The sequence below is a fragment of the Vibrio sp. HB236076 genome, from assembly GCF_040957575.1.
GTDB lineage: Bacteria > Pseudomonadota > Gammaproteobacteria > Enterobacterales > Vibrionaceae > Vibrio.
On the sequence record NZ_CP162601.1, the window covers coordinates 2270287 to 2287918 of the forward strand.

Genomic DNA, 17632 nt, shown 5'->3' on the forward strand with positions numbered 1-17632 from the left:
CAGAATACTTATCAATGGTATAATTCGAGCCATCTCCTGCTTAGAAAAATGGATACTTGTGACTAAACCAATTTCGCTTTGGCTTTGCACCGCACTCATCGTCTTGATCGCCGGTTGTAGCACGCTTCCCAGTACTCACACCAGTGTTGAATGGCAACAACATCAACAACGCCTCAACACCATTAAACACTTTAAAGTCGCCGGTAAACTAGGCTATATCTCACCCGAAGAGCGACAAAATTTGAATTTTTTCTGGCAGCATCAGCCACAACAAAGTCAGCTGAGGCTAACGACGTTTTTAGGGCAAACGGTGATGAAACTGACCATCACGCCTGAGCAAGCCACCTTAATTGATTACGATGGAAACCAGCATCGCGCCAAAGACGTCGATCAGTTGATGTGGCAAATGACCGGTTTAAACATTCCCGTGTCTTCCTTACCACATTGGCTGCTCGGCTTACCTCAAGGCGATGAGTCGTTCACTCTTAACTCACAAAATACTCTGGCCACCTTAGCCACTCAATCGACATCGCAGCCATGGCAGGCAAAATATCAGCTATACACCGACGTGAATGGCCCTGAGTTTACCTTGCCTTTACCCAGTCGCTTGACGATCTTACAAGGTGAGATCAAAATCAACCTACAGGTCAATCAGTGGACCCTACTGCCATGATCCGCACCTCCCCTATCATCACCCAAAACAGCATGAGTAATAAAAGCGGCGCACTGTGTGAAAGCAAGGCGCCCGCCAGTAAAGTCGATAGCCTCAATAACAACGCAATGATCAGTGACACAACGGTGTGGCCGTCCCCGGCTAAACTCAACTTATTTCTCTATATCAACGGCCAACAGGACAACGGGTATCACGAGTTGCAGACGTTGTTTCAATTTCTCGACTACGGTGACACCATGACGATCACCGCCAACCATCGTCAGTCGATCACCCTAAGTCCAGAGTTACCGGGAGTGAAAACCGTAGATAACTTAATCTGGCGCGCCGCGATGGCCCTAAAAAAACACACGGGCTGCCCTTATGGTGCTCATATCCATATTGATAAAGTCTTACCCATGGGAGGAGGGATTGGCGGCGGCTCCTCTAATGCGGCAACGGCATTGGTCGCACTCAACTTTTTATGGCAACTCAACCTCAGTGATGACGAACTCGCTGAAATTGGTTTGTCTCTAGGCGCGGATGTTCCGGTTTTTGTCAAAGGCCATGCCGCCTTTGCCGAAGGCGTCGGGGAAAAACTGACGGCAGCAGAACCCCAAGAACATCATTACCTCGTCATCAAGCCTGATGTCAGTATCGCTACTGTCGATATTTTTACGCATCGCGAATTAACTCGTGATACACCCAAGCGTTCCCTGGCCGCATTGCTCAATCGAGAATACGAAAACGATTGCGAAAAAATTGTGCGATTGCTTTATCCAGAGGTTGATAAGCAACTTTCTTGGCTGCTACAATACGCGCCGTCAAGATTGACGGGTACCGGCTCTTGCGTGTTCGGTGAATTTTCATCGCGAATTAACGCCCAAACCGTGTATAATGCCCTCAATGATAATGTTTCGGCTTTTGTTGCTAAAGGATGCAATATCTCGCCACTCAAAGAAACATTGGCGAATTATCAAAAACAATTTGCCCCCCCAACCCATTTAAAAACTGGACGCAACCCTGAGGTTTCCACCGTGCCTGATATGAAGCTATTTGCTGGTAATGCCACACCCGAACTAGCCCAACGTATTGCAGATCGTCTTTACATTTCCCTTGGTGATGCAACGGTTTCGCGCTTTTCTGATGGCGAAGTCGCTGTACAAATCAACGAAAATGTCCGTGGTAGTGATGTCTTTATCATTCAATCTACCTGTGCACCCACTAACGACAACCTCATGGAATTGGTTGTTATGATTGACGCGATGCGCCGTGCTTCTGCAGGCCGTATCACTGCGGTAATCCCTTACTTTGGCTACGCTCGTCAAGACCGCCGTGTGCGCTCTGCCCGTGTGCCAATCACAGCAAAAGTTGTTGCCGATTTCCTTTCCAACGTCGGAGTTGACCGCGTTTTAACCATCGACCTTCACGCAGAGCAAATTCAAGGGTTCTTTGATGTACCAGTAGACAACATCTTCGGTACGCCCGTGCTACTTGAAGACATGAAAGCACGTGATCTAGAAGATCCTGTGGTTGTATCCCCCGATCTCGGTGGCGTGGTACGTGCTCGTGCAACGGCAAAAGCCTTGGGGGACGTCGACATTGCGATTGTCGACAAACGCCGCCCACGCGCAAATGTCTCTGAAGTCATGCATCTTATCGGTGACGTTAAAGACCGCGATTGTGTCATTGTTGATGATATGATCGACACAGGTGGTACTTTATGTAAAGCCGCTGAAGCATTAAAAAACCGCGGAGCAAAACGCGTGTTTGCTTATGCAACCCACGCGGTTTTCTCTGGCAACGCCGCAGAAATTCTCGGTGGCTCTGTGCTTGACCAAGTGATTATTACTGACTCGATCACCCTGTCGCCCAAAATGGCAGCAACGGGGAAAGTCACTCAATTAACACTTTCAACTATGTTGGCTGAAGCGATTCGCCGCATTAGTAATGAAGAGTCAATCTCAGCCATGTTCAACCAATAATTTGCTTCCACGCACCAATTGGATTGAAAAAAGCCACTTCATGCGAAGTGGCTTTTTTGTTTATCCCACTGCCTCGCACGATTCGATTGTTCTATGCTATGATACGGCGCTTTTAAAAATTCGATAGGGAGCTTTTCTTGAGTCATTCAATAAAACTATTGGTCGGGCTGGCAAACCCGGGTCTCGAATACCAAAGAACCCGTCACAACGCGGGAGCTTGGGTAGTGGAAGAGCTCGCTCGTGTTCATGGCAGCCCATTAAAAGAAGAAAGTAAATTTTTTGGTTTGACAGGGCGAATTTCTCTTAACGGGGGCGATCTGAGACTGTTAATCCCAACGACATACATGAACTTGTCTGGGAAATCGATTGCCGCTTTAGCGAATTTTTATCAAATCAAGCCAGAGGAAATCATGATTGCTCACGATGAGCTCGACCTTCCTCCAGGCGTTGCTAAGTTTAAGAAAGGCGGTGGACACGGCGGTCACAATGGATTGCGTGATACAATTAGTAAACTGGCAAATAACAAAGAATTTTACCGATTGCGCCTTGGCATTGGTCATCCTGGCCACAAAGATAAAGTCGCGGGGTATGTTCTTGGCAAAGCACCGACTAAAGAACAAGAATGTATTGACGCAGCCGTTGATGAAGCGGTTCGCTGTCTTGATATTTTAATAAAAGATGGACTAGAAAAAGCGCAAAATCGCTTGCATACGTTCAAAGCTGAATAAGGTTTATATCATGGGTTTTAAATGTGGGATTGTTGGCCTACCCAACGTAGGTAAATCAACACTTTTTAATGCACTGACCAAAGCAGGTATCGAAGCTGCTAATTTCCCTTTTTGTACTATTGAGCCAAACACAGGGGTCGTACCTGTGCCCGATCTGCGATTGGACGCACTGGCCAATATCGTTAACCCACAGAAAGTCATACCGACAACCATGGAGTTTGTCGACATTGCGGGTTTGGTAGCAGGCGCATCACGCGGCGAAGGTCTGGGCAACAAATTTTTGGCCAACATTCGTGAAACCGATGCCATTGGCCATGTTGTTCGCTGTTTTGAGAACGACAATATCGTTCACGTTGCGGGCAAAGTTTCACCTATCGAAGATATCGAAGTGATCAACCTCGAGTTGGCTCTAGCGGACTTGGACAGCTGCGAGCGCGCGATGCAACGCCAAGCCAAAAAAGCCAAAGGTGGTGACAAAGACGCAAAATTTGAGATCAGCGTTCTTGAAAAACTACTTCCCGTTCTGACTGAAGGTGGTTCTGCTCGCACTGTTGAGCTAACCAAAGAAGAACTTGCTGCGATTCATTACCTTAATTTCTTAACTCTAAAACCGACCATGTACATTGCCAATGTCAATGAAGACGGTTTTGACGATAACCCGTATCTTGATGCAGTACGTGAGTTTGCCGCCAAAGAAAACAATGTTGTTGTTCCTGTCTGTGCAGCCATTGAATCAGAAATGGCTGAACTTGAAGACGATGAAAGAGAAGAATTCTTAGCGGATCTCGGCATTGAAGAGCCAGGGCTCAATCGCGTGATTCGCGCGGGTTATGAACTGCTTAATTTACACACTTATTTCACCGCTGGTGTCAAAGAAGTCCGTGCTTGGACTATCCCGGTTGGTGCAACAGCACCGAACGCCGCAGGGAAAATCCACACTGACTTCGAAAAAGGCTTTATCCGAGCTGAAGTTGTCGGCTACGACGATTTCATTCAGTTCAATGGCGAAAGTGGTGCAAAAGAAGCCGGCAAATGGCGCTTAGAAGGTAAAGAGTACATTGTCAAAGACGGCGATGTGGTTCACTTCCGTTTTAACGTTTAATTTTTCTTCTTCGGCATGAATTGTAAAAGCCAGTCTCGGGACTGGCTTTTTTCTATTTCAATTTCAGTAACCTGCAATTAACCATTCCCACACCAGCCACAATAACACCAGTTTTTGATCACAAACACGCCCCTTTGTACAAAAAGAAACCGAACGGTCGATTTATCTAAATTTATCTAAAAAAACTATTGACGCTTTGCACTCATATCCGCATAATGCGCTCCGTTCCCAGCGAGACGGCAAGGTTTCAAAAGGAAGTAAAAATGGCTACGTAGCTCAGTTGGTTAGAGCACATCACTCATAATGATGGGGTCACAGGTTCGAATCCCGTCGTAGCCACCATTTCCTAAATGCTTTATTTCAAAGTATTTAGGAAATATGCGGAAGTGGCGGAATTGGTAGACGCACCAGATTTAGGTTCTGGCGCCGCAAGGTGTGAGAGTTCAAGTCTCTCCTTCCGCACCATATTGAGTTAACGAAAGTTAACGCTGTAGGGCTATCGCCAAGCGGTAAGGCAGCGGCTTTTGATGCCGCCATTCCCTGGTTCGAATCCAGGTAGCCCTGCCATTTTATTTAAAGTGAACAATAACTTGAAAAAGTGGTTGTCACTCAGTGAGAGAATCGCTATATTATCTCGCTCAAAGTTGGCTACGTAGCTCAGTTGGTTAGAGCACATCACTCATAATGATGGGGTCACAGGTTCGAATCCCGTCGTAGCCACCATTACAATCGTTTCTGATCAAAATATTGATGAGCAACGTAAAAACATGCGGAAGTGGCGGAATTGGTAGACGCACCAGATTTAGGTTCTGGCGCCGCAAGGTGTGAGAGTTCAAGTCTCTCCTTCCGCACCATGTTTTAAGACTAACGAAAGTTAGCGCTGTGTAGGGCTATCGCCAAGCGGTAAGGCAGCGGCTTTTGATGCCGCCATTCCCTGGTTCGAATCCAGGTAGCCCTGCCATTTTTTACAACGTTATTGTTTTTCGCTACAAAACGGTAACTACAAATGATGCGGAAGTGGCGGAATTGGTAGACGCACCAGATTTAGGTTCTGGCGCCGCAAGGTGTGAGAGTTCAAGTCTCTCCTTCCGCACCATACTTTTTAAGTCTAACGAAAGTTAGCGCTGTGTAGGGCTATCGCCAAGCGGTAAGGCAGCGGCTTTTGATGCCGCCATTCCCTGGTTCGAATCCAGGTAGCCCTGCCATTATCACAACGTTATTGTTTTTCGCTACAAAACAGTAACTACAAATGATGCGGAAGTGGCGGAATTGGTAGACGCACCAGATTTAGGTTCTGGCGCCGCAAGGTGTGAGAGTTCAAGTCTCTCCTTCCGCACCATACTTTTTAAGTCTAACGAAAGTTAGCGCTGTGTAGGGCTATCGCCAAGCGGTAAGGCAGCGGCTTTTGATGCCGCCATTCCCTGGTTCGAATCCAGGTAGCCCTGCCATTTTTACAACGTTATTGTTTTTCGCTACAAAACAGTAACTACAAATGATGCGGAAGTGGCGGAATTGGTAGACGCACCAGATTTAGGTTCTGGCGCCGCAAGGTGTGAGAGTTCAAGTCTCTCCTTCCGCACCATACTTTTTTAGGTTGGCTACGTAGCTCAGTTGGTTAGAGCACATCACTCATAATGATGGGGTCACAGGTTCGAATCCCGTCGTAGCCACCATTAATTTGCTTAACAGCAATGTAGGGCTATCGCCAAGCGGTAAGGCAGCGGCTTTTGATGCCGCCATTCCCTGGTTCGAATCCAGGTAGCCCTGCCATTTTTACAACGTTATTGTATTTCGCTACAATACAGTAACTAAAAAACATGCGGAAGTGGCGGAATTGGTAGACGCACCAGATTTAGGTTCTGGCGCCGCAAGGTGTGAGAGTTCAAGTCTCTCCTTCCGCACCATATAAAAAAACCAGCTGATGCTGGTTTTTTTTCGCCTGCCTTTTCTGAAATACAACCATTTAAGCGACAAGCGAGCGATAGTCGATTCGCTTGCCTTATACCAATCTAACGAAATAGCTGGCCACCCTAGCGAGTTAAAAAATAACTTGTAGAACACCGACTCACTGTCTTGTATTTATAAGCAAATAGGTTGCCTTGTTCTCATTTTTTTCTGCGTCATCCTTGACTACATACTCAATCAGATTGGTATATTTCATTCCCTCTCACGGCCCAACAAACTCACGCAAAGTAGAGGTAACCGATTGAATCAATTAACATCGCACTTTACCCGCGCCTCAATCTAAACCAATCGCATACCTTAACACTTTACTTTTTACCGGCCCTGAATGATCGGCCGCGAGTAACAGGGAATTTCTCAATAATTTTAATGGCGAAAGCGTATTGCTAAACAAGGTATAAAAGACATCCATACCCGTTTGCATCACCATATTATCCGGTCGCCGACGCGCTTGATATTGTTGTAAGCACTGCGCTGTCATTCCCTGTGGTTCGCACAGTGACAACAAAACCTCAACATCTTTAAAGCCCAAATTAACGCCTTGTCCTGCTAAGGGGTTAATCGTATGGGCGGAATCGCCAACCAGAACCGCTCGATGTCGCCAATAGCGCTGAGCATGACGTCGCGTTAACGGAAACGCCCCCCATTTGATAACCGTGACCTCACCGAGTTCGTCGGGAAATTCAGCGCAGATTTCTCGCTGTAAAGCGCTGCCACTCATCGAGCACAATTGCTGAATTCGCTCCGGGCTGTCATACCACACAAGCGAAGCTTGCTGACCAGGCAAAGGCAAAAAAGAACGCGGCCCATTGGGGGTAAATTGCTGCCAAGTGATGTCTTGTTGCGGTAATTCGGTGGTGACATGGATCAGCATGCATCGCTGGCGATAATCCCAATCGGTGCTGCCGATGTGAGACCACTGCCGGACTTTAGAGTGCGCTCCATCGGCGCCGACAACCCAAGAGGCGCGAAGCGATTGACCGGAGGTTAAACCAATGTCAGCGTGATTATCGTGATAAGACAGAGTCGCTAACTGATCGGGGCAGAACACAGTCAAATTAGGGTATTGGTCAAATTGCTGCCACAGCCCGTCTTGAATCAACGTATTTTCCACCATGTACCCCAATTGAGGCTCACCAATATCATCGCTGCTAAAACGAGTTCGACACCTAGGTGACTCCCACGTTTCCAGCCGACGATATGGACACAGGCGCCGGCTCTCAATATACGACCAAGCGCCCAATTGTTTCAGTAAAGCGACGGAGCGCAATGAAATAGCCGATACGCGCAGATCCATCTCTTGCTGCATGTCATAAGTCTGAGGCTGGGTGTTTTCGACCAGCGCTACGGACATTCCCTGCTTCGCTAGCCCTAACGCCATGGCAGCCCCAGTCATTCCACCGCCGATGACGGCTATATCGTATTGATCCATCGTATGTTTTACTCTGTTGACTCTTTAGTGATATTGTACGTCTTCTCACCTAAAATCGCACCATCAGCCGATCAAGTTTATTGTCAATCACATTTGACAAACAGAACAATCGCGTCTATTTCACACAATACTGGTCAGTCGGTTTTGAAAGCAGTACAATACGCGGCTTACTGCAATATGAGCAGCTATACTTGAAGCGCAAGCTTCACTATCTGTAACAAACAACTGAACGAGCGAAAGTGAGATGAGTAAGAAACTGCTAATAAAAACCTGGGGCTGCCAGATGAACGAATACGATTCATCCAAAATGGCTGACTTGCTTAATGCTTCAAATGGTTACGAGCTAACAGAAGAGCCTGAGGAAGCAGACGTATTATTACTTAACACCTGTTCAATTCGTGAAAAAGCTCAAGAGAAAGTTTTCCACCAATTGGGCCGTTGGAAAACATTAAAAGACAAGAAACCCAATGTCGTCATTGGTGTGGGTGGCTGTGTTGCAACTCAAGAAGGCGATCACATTCGCGATCGCGCCCCGTATGTCGACGTCATTTTTGGCCCGCAAACCTTGCACCGCCTACCAGAAATGATCAAACAATCACAAAGTGATTCGGCTCCGGTTATGGACATCTCTTTCCCAGAAATCGAAAAGTTTGACCGTCTACCAGAACCGCGTGCTGAAGGCGCGACGGCCTTTGTTTCGATTATGGAAGGCTGCTCTAAATACTGTACTTATTGCGTGGTACCTTACACTCGTGGTGAAGAAGTTAGCCGCCCGATGGATGATGTGCTGTTCGAAATTGCTCAACTCGCAGAACAAGGGGTTCGCGAAGTGAACTTACTGGGCCAAAACGTCAACGCTTATCGCGGCCCAACTCACGATGGTGAGATTTGCTCATTTGCAGAGCTATTGCGCTTAGTCGCGTCTATCGATGGTATCGATCGCATTCGCTTTACCACCAGCCACCCCCTTGAGTTTACCGACGACATTATCGCCGTTTACGAAGATACGCCAGAATTAGTTAGCTTCTTGCACCTACCGGTACAAAGCGGCTCAGATCGTATTTTGACGATGATGAAGCGCCCACACACAGGCCTTGAGTACAAATCGATCATACGCAAACTGCGCAAAGCACGTCCTGATATTCAAATCAGCTCTGACTTTATTGTCGGCTTCCCTGGTGAATCGGATAAGGATTTCCAGGATACGATGAAACTGATTCGCGATGTTGACTTTGATATGAGCTTTAGCTTTATCTTCTCAGCGCGTCCTGGTACACCCGCAGCGGATTACCCGTGCGACTTGAGCGAACAAACCAAGAAAGAACGCCTGTATGAGTTACAACAAACCATTAACCAACAAGCAATGCGTTACTCACGCTTGATGATGAACACAGAGCAACGTATCTTAGTTGAAGGGCCATCGAAGAAAAACTTGATGGAATTGCGCGGCCGTACAGAGAACAACCGCGTAGTCAATTTTGAGGGCCCGGCAGAGCTGATCGGTCAATTTGTCGACGTGAAGATTGTCGACGTTTTCCCTAACTCTCTGCGCGGTGAACTGCTGCGCACCGAAAAAGATATGGACTTGCGCGTCGTTGTTTCTCCATCGCAAATGATGGAACGCACTCGTCGCGAAGATGAACTTGGGGTAGCAACATTTACGCCTTAAGCTTACTGAACTGCTGGGAGCCCGGTCTCAATCGGGCTCCACACTTGGCTAATTGAGAGGCAACATTGAGCAACAAAATCGTCACATTAGAAATCGACTTAGAACCTTCAGATAACCGTAGACTAGCTAGCCTCTGCGGCCCCTTTGATGACAATATCAAACAACTTGAACGTCGTTTAGGGGTAGAAATCAATCACCGAGGTAATTTCTTTACTATCGTTGGTAAAGCACACACCGCCGCCGCAGCCTTAGATATACTCAAACGCTTGTATGTTGAAACGGCGCCAGTCAAAGGCCAATTGAGCGATGTTGAGCCTGAGCAAGTGCACCTCGCCATCAAAGAATCTGGTGTACTGGAGCAAAATACCGAATCGGCGATTGCTCACGGTAAAGAAGTCTTTGTCAAAACCAAAAAAGGCATTATCAAGCCAAGAACACCAAATCAAGCTCAATACTTGATGAACATGGTCACTCATGACATCAGTTTTGGTATCGGTCCGGCAGGGACTGGCAAAACCTACCTGGCGGTTGCCGCGGCGGTTGATGCCTTAGAACGTCAAGAAATTCGTCGTATCTTACTCACTCGTCCAGCTGTCGAAGCCGGTGAAAAACTCGGTTTTTTACCCGGTGATCTCAGTCAAAAAGTCGACCCGTACCTACGCCCGCTCTACGATGCATTGTTTGAAATGCTCGGTTTTGAACGAGTTGAAAAACTCATCGAGCGCAATGTTATCGAGATTGCGCCCCTAGCCTATATGCGCGGACGTACGTTAAACGACGCCTTTATTATTCTCGATGAAAGTCAAAACACCACCGTCGAGCAAATGAAAATGTTCTTAACGCGGATTGGCTTTAATTCTCGCGCTGTCATTACCGGTGACGTGACACAAATTGACTTACCTCGCGGAGCGCGTTCTGGATTGCGCCACGCGGTCGAAGTATTAAGTGACGTCGATGAGATTTCATTTAATTTCTTCCAAGCAGAAGATGTGGTTCGCCACCCTGTGGTTGCCCGCATCGTCAACGCCTATGAAAAGTGGGAAGTCAAAGATCAAAAAGAACGCAAGGCCATTGAGCAAAAACGCAGACAAGAGCGTGAAGCACAACTACTGGCAACGGCTAAAGCGGATCTTACCGCGCAAAATGCGCCGCATGGAGAGTCATAATGGACTTGGAATTGGATCTTCAAATGGCTTGTCAGGACAACCAAGGTTTGCCTGATGAGTCGGATTTTCATCGATGGGCATCACAGGCAATTCAAGCTTTTCAACCGCATGCTGAGCTTACTGTGCGCCTCGTCGACGAAACGGAAAGTCAGCAACTCAACGCGGACTATCGCGGCAAAGACAAACCAACCAACGTCTTGTCCTTTCCCTTTGAAGCACCACCGGGGATCGAGCTTGACTTGCTCGGTGACTTGATTATTTGTCGACAGGTCGTCGAGCGAGAAGCCAATGAGCAAAATAAAACATTATCGGCGCATTGGGCGCATATGGTTGTACACGGCTGCTTGCATCTGCTAGGTTATGATCATATCGAGGACAGTGAAGCCGAAGAAATGGAATCACTTGAAACTGAGATAATGCAAAAATTGGGGTTTAATGACCCCTATGCGGCTGAGAAACAGTAACAACTGGAAAGGGCAAGTACAGCGAGCTTTTGCTGTACTTGACTATCGCCCTTTATATGTGGGCTATCGCACGGCAGATAGCATGATCAAATAGAGATACAATGAACGAAGATAACTCGCAAAGTTCGGAAGGTCCGAGTAGAAAGTCCTTCCTTGAGCGCCTTAGCCAACTTTTTCAAGGTGAACCCAAAGATCGCCAGGAGTTGGTGGATGTCATTAGAGATTCTGAAATTAATGACCTCATCGACCCCGACACCAGAGACATGCTTGAAGGTGTCATGGCCATTTCAGAGAAGCGAGTAAGAGATATCATGATCCCTCGCTCTCACATGGTCACCATCGACAACACGGACAACCTAGATGCACTGGTCACTTTAATGACCGATGCCCAGCACTCGCGTTACCCTGTTGTCAATGAAGATAAAGATCACGTTGAAGGCATTTTACTTGCGAAGGACTTACTAAAATTTCTCGGTTCAGACAGCGTTAACTTCGACATTACTGAGGTCATTCGACCTGCGGTTGTCGTTCCCGAAAGCAAGCGAGTTGATCGCTTACTCAAGGAGTTTCGCGAAGAACGTTATCACATGGCGATTGTCGTGGATGAGTTTGGTGGTGTGTCTGGCTTAGTGACCATTGAAGATATTTTGGAAGAAATTGTCGGCGAAATTGAAGATGAATTCGACGATGATGCTGAAAACGACATCCGAAAACTGAGTAAACACACTTATTCAGTCAAAGCCCTCACCACCATTGAAGACTTTAATCGTACGTTCAACACCCAGTTTCTCGATGACGAAGTGGACACCGTAGGCGGCCTGGTGATGACGGCTTTTGGCCACTTACCCTCCCGAGGTGAAGTGGTTGAAATCCAAGATTATCACTTTAAAGTAACGACCGCAGACAATCGACGCATTATTCAACTGCAAGTGACCATCCCCGACGATACCACCAAACATCAATCCGCGGATGACTAATTGCTCTCTATTACTTAAAGAAGACAACGATGAATGACGTTTTTTTTCATCGCCTAAAGCGGCCATTACTGGCCGCTTTTATTGGCGCTGCAACCACGCTCGCTTTTGCTCCCTTCTCTTTTTGGCCTATCGCTATTCTCAGCCCTGCATTGTTACTACTGCTGCTAGAACGCAGTCCGAAGCAAGCCTTTGCCGTTGGTTATGCTTGGGGATTTGGCCAATTTGCCACCGGGATCAGTTGGGTTTATGTGAGTATTGCCAACTTTGGCGGTATGCCTTGGATTGCTAATATCGCCTTGATGGCAGCACTCATTGCCTACCTGGCGCTGTATACCGGCCTGTTTACCTATTTGCTGCAAAAACTCACACCGCAAAGCGGTAGTCTGCGTTTATTGCTAGCCGCTCCGGCGTTGTGGATTGTATGTGACTGGCTGCGAGGCTGGGTTATGACTGGTTTTCCGTGGTTGTGGCTTGGATACAGTCAAATCGATAGCCCACTGGCTTCATTTGCCCCTCTTGGTGGTGTGGCGTTGATTACCGCTTTAATCGTTTTTTGCAGTGGGGCATTGGTGCTGGCTTGGCAAAAAAAACAGTGGCCTCTTCTGGTCGTGCCCCTCGTTGTTTTCGCCACCGGCTTTGGTCTCCAGGCCGTCGATTGGGTTAAGCCTCAACCACAAAAAGCCACGCAATTTAGTCTGCTCCAGGGCAACATTGACCAAAAGCTCAAATGGGCTCCTCATCATCGCTGGCCAACCATCATGAAATACACACATTTGACCGAAGAAAACTGGTCTTCAGACATTATTATCTGGCCAGAAGCGGCGGTTCCAGCTTTTGAAGATGAATTGCCCAGTTTTTTAACTCGTCTCGATGAGGTTGCCAAAGAAAGTGATGCGGCCATCATGACTGGTATCGTCAATCGAGACAACGAAGGAGATTATTACAATAGTATATTGGCTCTGGGTCAAACCCCTTATGGTGATTATCACTTTGACTTGTCAAACCGTTACAACAAACATCACTTGTTGCCTTTTGGCGAGTTTGTTCCTTTTCAAGACTTGCTAAGGCCGTTAGCACCGTTTTTCAACTTGCCGATGTCATCATTTCAGCGCGGTGATTACATACAACCGAACCTGGTGGCCAAAGGGCGCCACTTTGTCTCGGCGTTGTGCTACGAAATTATTTTTGGCGAGCAAGTCAGACAGAATGTCACAGAGCAAACCGACTTTTTGTTGACCCTATCCAATGATGCTTGGTTTGGCCATTCTATTGGCCCTTTACAGCATATGGAGATCGCTCAAATGCGCGCTCTGGAGTTAGGTAAACCATTAATTCGAGCCACCAACAACGGGGTAACGGCCGTCACAGACCATCGCGGGCATATTATCAACGCGCTGCCTCAGTTTGAGACTGGCGTATTAACCCAAACGCTAGTGCCAACCACAGGGAACACGCCTTATCGAACTTTAGGCAGTTGGCCCTTAATCGCGTTTGTCGCTCTGACCTGTTTGTGGCTATTGTCTCAACGGTTCCTTTCTCGCCGCCAAGAATAAAACACACCCTCGCGGTATTGAGTCGACAAAGCATGGGTAAAATGGGCGATGTTCCTCGCCCATTTTCTTTATCCCCTTTCGCTATGGGTTGAGTGGCAGGCGCATAAAGCTGTCATGGTGACAATGATGGCAGGCCTCAATCACCGTTGGGTGAGTGTATGCCACTTTATGACCACACTCTTCACAGACTAAATACCCCAAACCAATGACATCACCGCTTTGGTAGCAGCCTTGATGTTCAATATCATCAAAGAGCTCTTGCCATTCAATTTGGGTTTTATCGGTGATATCGAGCAAGTGATGCCAAAGGGTATCATTGAGCGCGAGCATGAACGGACTGGACTGGCTCTGCTGATATTGATGCGCAAAATCTTGTAGATCCGCATTGATGTAAGCCCGAATCAAAGCCAGTTCGTCTTTGGTTAAATCACTGGCTGCCGTCATCACTTGTGTGGATTTTTCCATCACTTTTGACCACTCCCCCGATGAAAGCCTCAGCTGAGAGAAGATGGTGGTGAGCATTTGTTCATAATCGGCTTTGCGCTTAGACATATTTGACTCCTTTTATCGTCGCCTGTGTCTTGTTGATAAGGCTTGCTTTAGGTATTCTATGACGATCTAACCCTGTCTGTTCGAACAGAACTCACAATTTCCAAGATTACGGATATCATCGATGCAAGAACAATACAACCCCAAAGAGATTGAACAACAAGTTCAACAACATTGGGAAGAGAACAACACCTTTGTGGTTACAGAACAACCGAACAAAGAAAAATTTTACTGCCTCTCTATGTTCCCCTACCCCAGTGGGCGACTCCACATGGGGCACGTACGTAACTACACTATCGGTGACGTGGTTTCTCGTTTTCAACGCCTACAGGGCAAAAACGTTATGCAGCCCATCGGTTGGGACGCCTTTGGTCTTCCTGCTGAAAATGCAGCAGTCAAAAATAAAACCGCTCCCGCCCCTTGGACTTATGAAAACATCGAGTACATGAAAAACCAACTCAAACTATTGGGCTTTGGTTATGATTGGAATCGCGAATTTGCCACTTGCCGTCCTGAGTACTACCGCTGGGAACAAGAGTTCTTTACCAAACTGTACGAAAAAGGCCTAGTGTATAAAAAAACGTCATCGGTCAACTGGTGTCCACACGATCAAACCGTATTGGCCAACGAGCAAGTAGAAGACGGCTGTTGTTGGCGCTGTGATACGCCGGTCGAACAAAAAGAGATCCCACAGTGGTTCATTAAGATCACAGCGTATGCGCAAGAACTTCTCGACGAGCTCGATAATCTTGATGGCTGGCCAGAGATGGTAAAAACCATGCAGCGCAACTGGATTGGCCGTTCTGAAGGCGTTGAACTGACGTTTGCCGTCAAAGGTCAACAAGATCTGGAAGTCTACACAACGCGTCCAGATACCTTAATGGGTGTCACGTACGTCGGTATTGCTGCAGGGCACCCCCTTGCCGCCGTCGCCGCCAAAAACAACCCAGCACTGGCTGAATTTATCGAAGAATGCAAAAACACCAAAGTTGCCGAAGCAGAATTGGCAACGATGGAGAAAAAAGGCATGGATACGGGGCTCACCGCTATCCACCCACTTAATGGCCGTGAAGTGCCTGTCTATGTCGCTAACTTTGTTTTGATGGATTACGGCACTGGAGCCGTGATGGCCGTTCCTGCTCACGATCAACGCGACTTCGAATTTGCAACGAAATACGGTCTTGATATTCAAGCGGTCATCCAACCTGAAGACGGCAGTGAACTGGACCTATCTGAGCAAGCTTACACTGAAAAAGGCACCTTGTTTAACTCAGGAGAGTTTGATGGCCTTGAATTCCAAGCGGCCTTTGATGCCATTGCAGCTAAACTAGAGGCCTTGGGCAAAGGACATAAAACGGTTAACTTCCGCCTACGTGACTGGGGGGTATCTCGTCAGCGTTACTGGGGCGCCCCCATTCCAATGGTCACAACGCAAGACGGTGAAGTACACCCGGTTCCCGCCGATCAACTGCCCGTCGTTTTACCTGAAGACGTTGTGATGGATGGAGTAACAAGCCCAATCAAAGCAGACCCAGAGTGGGCTAAAACCACCTTTAATGGTGAACCGGCCCTGCGTGAGACCGATACCTTCGACACCTTTATGGAGTCTTCTTGGTATTATGCGCGTTACTGCTCACCACAAGCGGATGACATTCTTGATCCAGAAAAAGCAAACTACTGGCTTCCTGTCGATCAATACATCGGTGGTATCGAACACGCTTGTATGCACTTGCTTTACTCGCGCTTCTTCCACAAACTGCTGCGCGACGCAGGGTACGTTTCTTCTGACGAGCCATTCAAGAAGTTATTGTGTCAAGGCATGGTGTTAGCGGATGCCTTCTATCACACCAATGAAAAAGGCACCAAAGAATGGGTCGCACCAACCGATGTCGCGGTTGAGCGAGATGGCAAGGGCAACATCACTTCTGCGGTCGACAACCAAGGCCGTGACGTGGTTCACTCGGGCATGATCAAAATGTCTAAGTCGAAAAACAACGGTATTGACCCTCAAGAAATGGTGGATAAATACGGCGCAGACACGGTGCGTTTGTTCATGATGTTTGCTTCCCCTGCTGACATGACGCTAGAGTGGCAAGAGTCTGGCGTAGAAGGTGCCAACCGCTTCTTAAAACGCGTTTGGAAACTCGTTCGTGAACATATTGATGGCGGTGAGGTCGAAGCATTAGCGCCTGCGGCCTTGAGCAATCAACAAAAGGCATTGCGTCGCGATGTTCACAAAACGATCGCTAAAGTCACCGATGACGTAGAACGCCGTCAAACCTTTAATACCGCGATTGCGGCCATTATGGAGTTGATGAACAAACTGGCTAAAGCCCCTCAAGACGATGCTCAAGATCGCGCTATTCTAGACGAAGCACTAAAAGCCATTGTCGTGATGCTGTCGCCGATCACGCCACACATTTGCTTTGAAATGTGGCAAGCACTCGGTGAACAAGATATCGATAATACCGCTTGGCCTCGTTACGATGAGCAAGCCTTAGTCGAAGATGAAAAACTCATCGTGGTACAAGTCAACGGTAAATTGCGTGCCAAATTAACCGTGGCTGCTGATGCCACTAAAGAAGCGGTGGAAGCCATGGGTCTAGCCGATGAAAATGTGACGAAATTTACCGAAGGTAAAACGATTCGCAAAGTGATTTATGTGCCAGGCAAATTGCTTAACATTGTGGCAAACTAAGCCAAGTAAATAACAAAAACTCAGCACAAACAGGGCTAGTGTGGCCCTGTTTATTTATCTTAGTTCATTGAACAATCCCTCTTGTCAGTATCGAACGAGATTGGGACACAGTGACCTAAGATAAATCACTCAATACAAAGAGCTTATTAATGCAATTAACATCTTTTCTCAAAGTGACCTGCACATTAGGTCTGATTACCCTACTATCGGCATGTGGCTTTCACCTCAGAGATGAGTACATTGTGCCTGAAGAACTGCATCAATTGTCGTTTACCAGTAACGATGACTACAGTTACTTCTCTCGTCAAGTGGTGACGCAATTGAAACGCAATGACATTAACATTGTACCGATTTCAGAAAAGATCCCAAGCTTGCGCATTATCAGTACCAACATGAGCTCTCGTACACTGTCTTTGTATCAAAACGCCCAAGAAGCGGAAAAAGAACTCACCTATAAAGTCCAATACTCGGTCACTATCCCTGAAATTGGCATTCAAAAGTACACCATTTCAGTCAGCCGTAATTACCTTGAAAACTCGCTGGTGGCTTTGGCTAAATCAGTCGAAAAAGAGTTGATAGAGAAAGAGATGTACGACCAAGCGGCCAGTCAAATGATGCGTCAACTCGGTCGAGTCAAAGCCAAATACGAAGACGAAGAAAATAATGTGGCCAACTCAAGCAATTAATCTGGTCGTTGA

General features: G+C 47.2%; 13 protein-coding genes, 14 tRNA genes and 1 pseudogene. 26 read left to right on the forward strand and 2 right to left on the reverse strand.

Annotated features, from left to right (window positions below; genetic code table 11):
- Positions 1-58 precede the first annotated feature (58 nt).
- The 19 genes and pseudogenes from lolB (at position 59) to AB0763_RS09960 (ending at position 6368) form a co-directional block, all read left to right on the forward strand.
- Complete coding sequence (lolB, locus tag AB0763_RS09870) at positions 59-673, forward strand: lipoprotein insertase outer membrane protein LolB (protein ID WP_306100836.1); 615 nt, start codon at positions 59-61, stop codon at positions 671-673.
- Between the two features lie 107 nt (positions 674-780).
- A pseudogene (gene ispE, locus AB0763_RS09875) lies at positions 781-1626 on the forward strand (4-(cytidine 5'-diphospho)-2-C-methyl-D-erythritol kinase); the annotation flags it as partial.
- Between the two features lie 60 nt (positions 1627-1686).
- Positions 1687-2634 carry a ribose-phosphate pyrophosphokinase gene (locus AB0763_RS09880; RefSeq protein ID WP_306100857.1) on the forward strand — a complete coding sequence of 316 codons (948 nt, stop codon included), beginning with the start codon at positions 1687-1689 and terminating at the stop codon, positions 2632-2634.
- A 137-nt stretch (positions 2635-2771) separates the two neighbouring features.
- Positions 2772-3362, forward strand: coding sequence for an aminoacyl-tRNA hydrolase (gene pth / locus AB0763_RS09885; protein WP_306100835.1), 591 nt, complete (start codon positions 2772-2774; stop codon positions 3360-3362).
- Between the two features lie 10 nt (positions 3363-3372).
- Complete coding sequence (gene ychF / locus AB0763_RS09890; RefSeq protein ID WP_306100834.1) at positions 3373-4464, forward strand: redox-regulated ATPase YchF; 1092 nt, start codon at positions 3373-3375, stop codon at positions 4462-4464.
- Positions 4465-4729: 265 nt separating this feature from the next.
- Positions 4730-4806 (forward strand) — tRNA-Met (locus AB0763_RS09895).
- Positions 4807-4844: 38 nt separating this feature from the next.
- Positions 4845-4929, forward strand: a tRNA-Leu gene (locus AB0763_RS09900).
- A 27-nt stretch (positions 4930-4956) separates the two neighbouring features.
- Positions 4957-5031 (forward strand) — tRNA-Gln (locus AB0763_RS09905).
- A gap of 79 nt (positions 5032-5110) precedes the next feature.
- A tRNA-Met gene (locus tag AB0763_RS09910) sits at positions 5111-5187 on the forward strand.
- A 46-nt stretch (positions 5188-5233) separates the two neighbouring features.
- Positions 5234-5318, forward strand: a tRNA-Leu gene (locus tag AB0763_RS09915).
- A gap of 32 nt (positions 5319-5350) precedes the next feature.
- A tRNA-Gln gene (locus AB0763_RS09920) sits at positions 5351-5425 on the forward strand.
- Between the two features lie 50 nt (positions 5426-5475).
- Positions 5476-5560 (forward strand) — tRNA-Leu (locus AB0763_RS09925).
- 34 nt (positions 5561-5594) lie between these two features.
- Positions 5595-5669 (forward strand) — tRNA-Gln (locus AB0763_RS09930).
- Between the two features lie 49 nt (positions 5670-5718).
- Positions 5719-5803: transfer RNA gene (locus AB0763_RS09935), tRNA-Leu, on the forward strand.
- 34 nt (positions 5804-5837) lie between these two features.
- Positions 5838-5912: transfer RNA gene (locus AB0763_RS09940), tRNA-Gln, on the forward strand.
- 49 nt (positions 5913-5961) lie between these two features.
- Positions 5962-6046: transfer RNA gene (locus tag AB0763_RS09945), tRNA-Leu, on the forward strand.
- Positions 6047-6060: 14 nt separating this feature from the next.
- Positions 6061-6137: transfer RNA gene (locus AB0763_RS09950), tRNA-Met, on the forward strand.
- A gap of 22 nt (positions 6138-6159) precedes the next feature.
- Positions 6160-6234: transfer RNA gene (locus tag AB0763_RS09955), tRNA-Gln, on the forward strand.
- A 49-nt stretch (positions 6235-6283) separates the two neighbouring features.
- Positions 6284-6368 (forward strand) — tRNA-Leu (locus AB0763_RS09960).
- Positions 6369-6703: 335 nt separating this feature from the next.
- Here the strand turns inward: AB0763_RS09960 and AB0763_RS09965 are convergent.
- The gene (locus tag AB0763_RS09965; RefSeq protein WP_306100833.1) at positions 6704-7858 is read right to left on the reverse strand and encodes a 2-octaprenyl-3-methyl-6-methoxy-1,4-benzoquinol hydroxylase; all 1155 of its coding nucleotides are present in this window, start codon (positions 7856-7858) and stop codon (positions 6704-6706) included.
- Between the two features lie 244 nt (positions 7859-8102).
- Between AB0763_RS09965 and miaB the strand changes: the two genes are divergently transcribed.
- From miaB to lnt, 5 genes are all read left to right on the forward strand, one after another.
- Positions 8103-9527: a tRNA (N6-isopentenyl adenosine(37)-C2)-methylthiotransferase MiaB gene (miaB, locus tag AB0763_RS09970; RefSeq protein WP_306100832.1), complete on the forward strand. Its 1425-nt coding sequence runs from the start codon at positions 8103-8105 to the stop codon at positions 9525-9527.
- A 65-nt stretch (positions 9528-9592) separates the two neighbouring features.
- A complete protein-coding gene (locus AB0763_RS09975; protein WP_306100831.1) occupies positions 9593-10693 on the forward strand; it encodes a PhoH family protein in 1101 nt (366 codons plus the stop codon).
- Entirely contained in the window at positions 10693-11157 is a 465-nt protein-coding gene (ybeY, locus tag AB0763_RS09980; RefSeq protein WP_306100830.1) for an rRNA maturation RNase YbeY, read from the forward strand. The genes AB0763_RS09975 and ybeY overlap by 1 nt, the downstream gene beginning before the upstream one ends.
- Before the next feature lie 101 nt (positions 11158-11258).
- A complete protein-coding gene (gene corC, locus AB0763_RS09985; RefSeq protein ID WP_306100828.1) occupies positions 11259-12134 on the forward strand; it encodes a CNNM family magnesium/cobalt transport protein CorC in 876 nt (291 codons plus the stop codon).
- 29 nt (positions 12135-12163) lie between these two features.
- Positions 12164-13687, forward strand: coding sequence for an apolipoprotein N-acyltransferase (gene lnt, locus AB0763_RS09990; RefSeq protein WP_306100827.1), 1524 nt, complete (start codon positions 12164-12166; stop codon positions 13685-13687).
- An 81-nt stretch (positions 13688-13768) separates the two neighbouring features.
- Here lnt and AB0763_RS09995 read toward each other — a convergent pair whose 3' ends face one another.
- Complete coding sequence (locus AB0763_RS09995) at positions 13769-14239, reverse strand: zinc ribbon-containing protein (RefSeq protein WP_306100826.1); 471 nt, start codon at positions 14237-14239, stop codon at positions 13769-13771.
- 121 nt (positions 14240-14360) lie between these two features.
- Here AB0763_RS09995 and leuS point away from each other — a divergent pair, with 121 nt between their 5' ends.
- Positions 14361-16934 (forward strand): leucine--tRNA ligase, encoded by a 2574-nt coding sequence (gene leuS, locus AB0763_RS10000; RefSeq protein WP_306100825.1) that lies wholly within the window; start codon positions 14361-14363, stop codon positions 16932-16934.
- A 149-nt stretch (positions 16935-17083) separates the two neighbouring features.
- Positions 17084-17620 (forward strand): LPS assembly lipoprotein LptE, encoded by a 537-nt coding sequence (gene lptE / locus AB0763_RS10005; RefSeq protein WP_306100824.1) that lies wholly within the window; start codon positions 17084-17086, stop codon positions 17618-17620.
- Positions 17621-17632 lie beyond the last annotated feature (12 nt).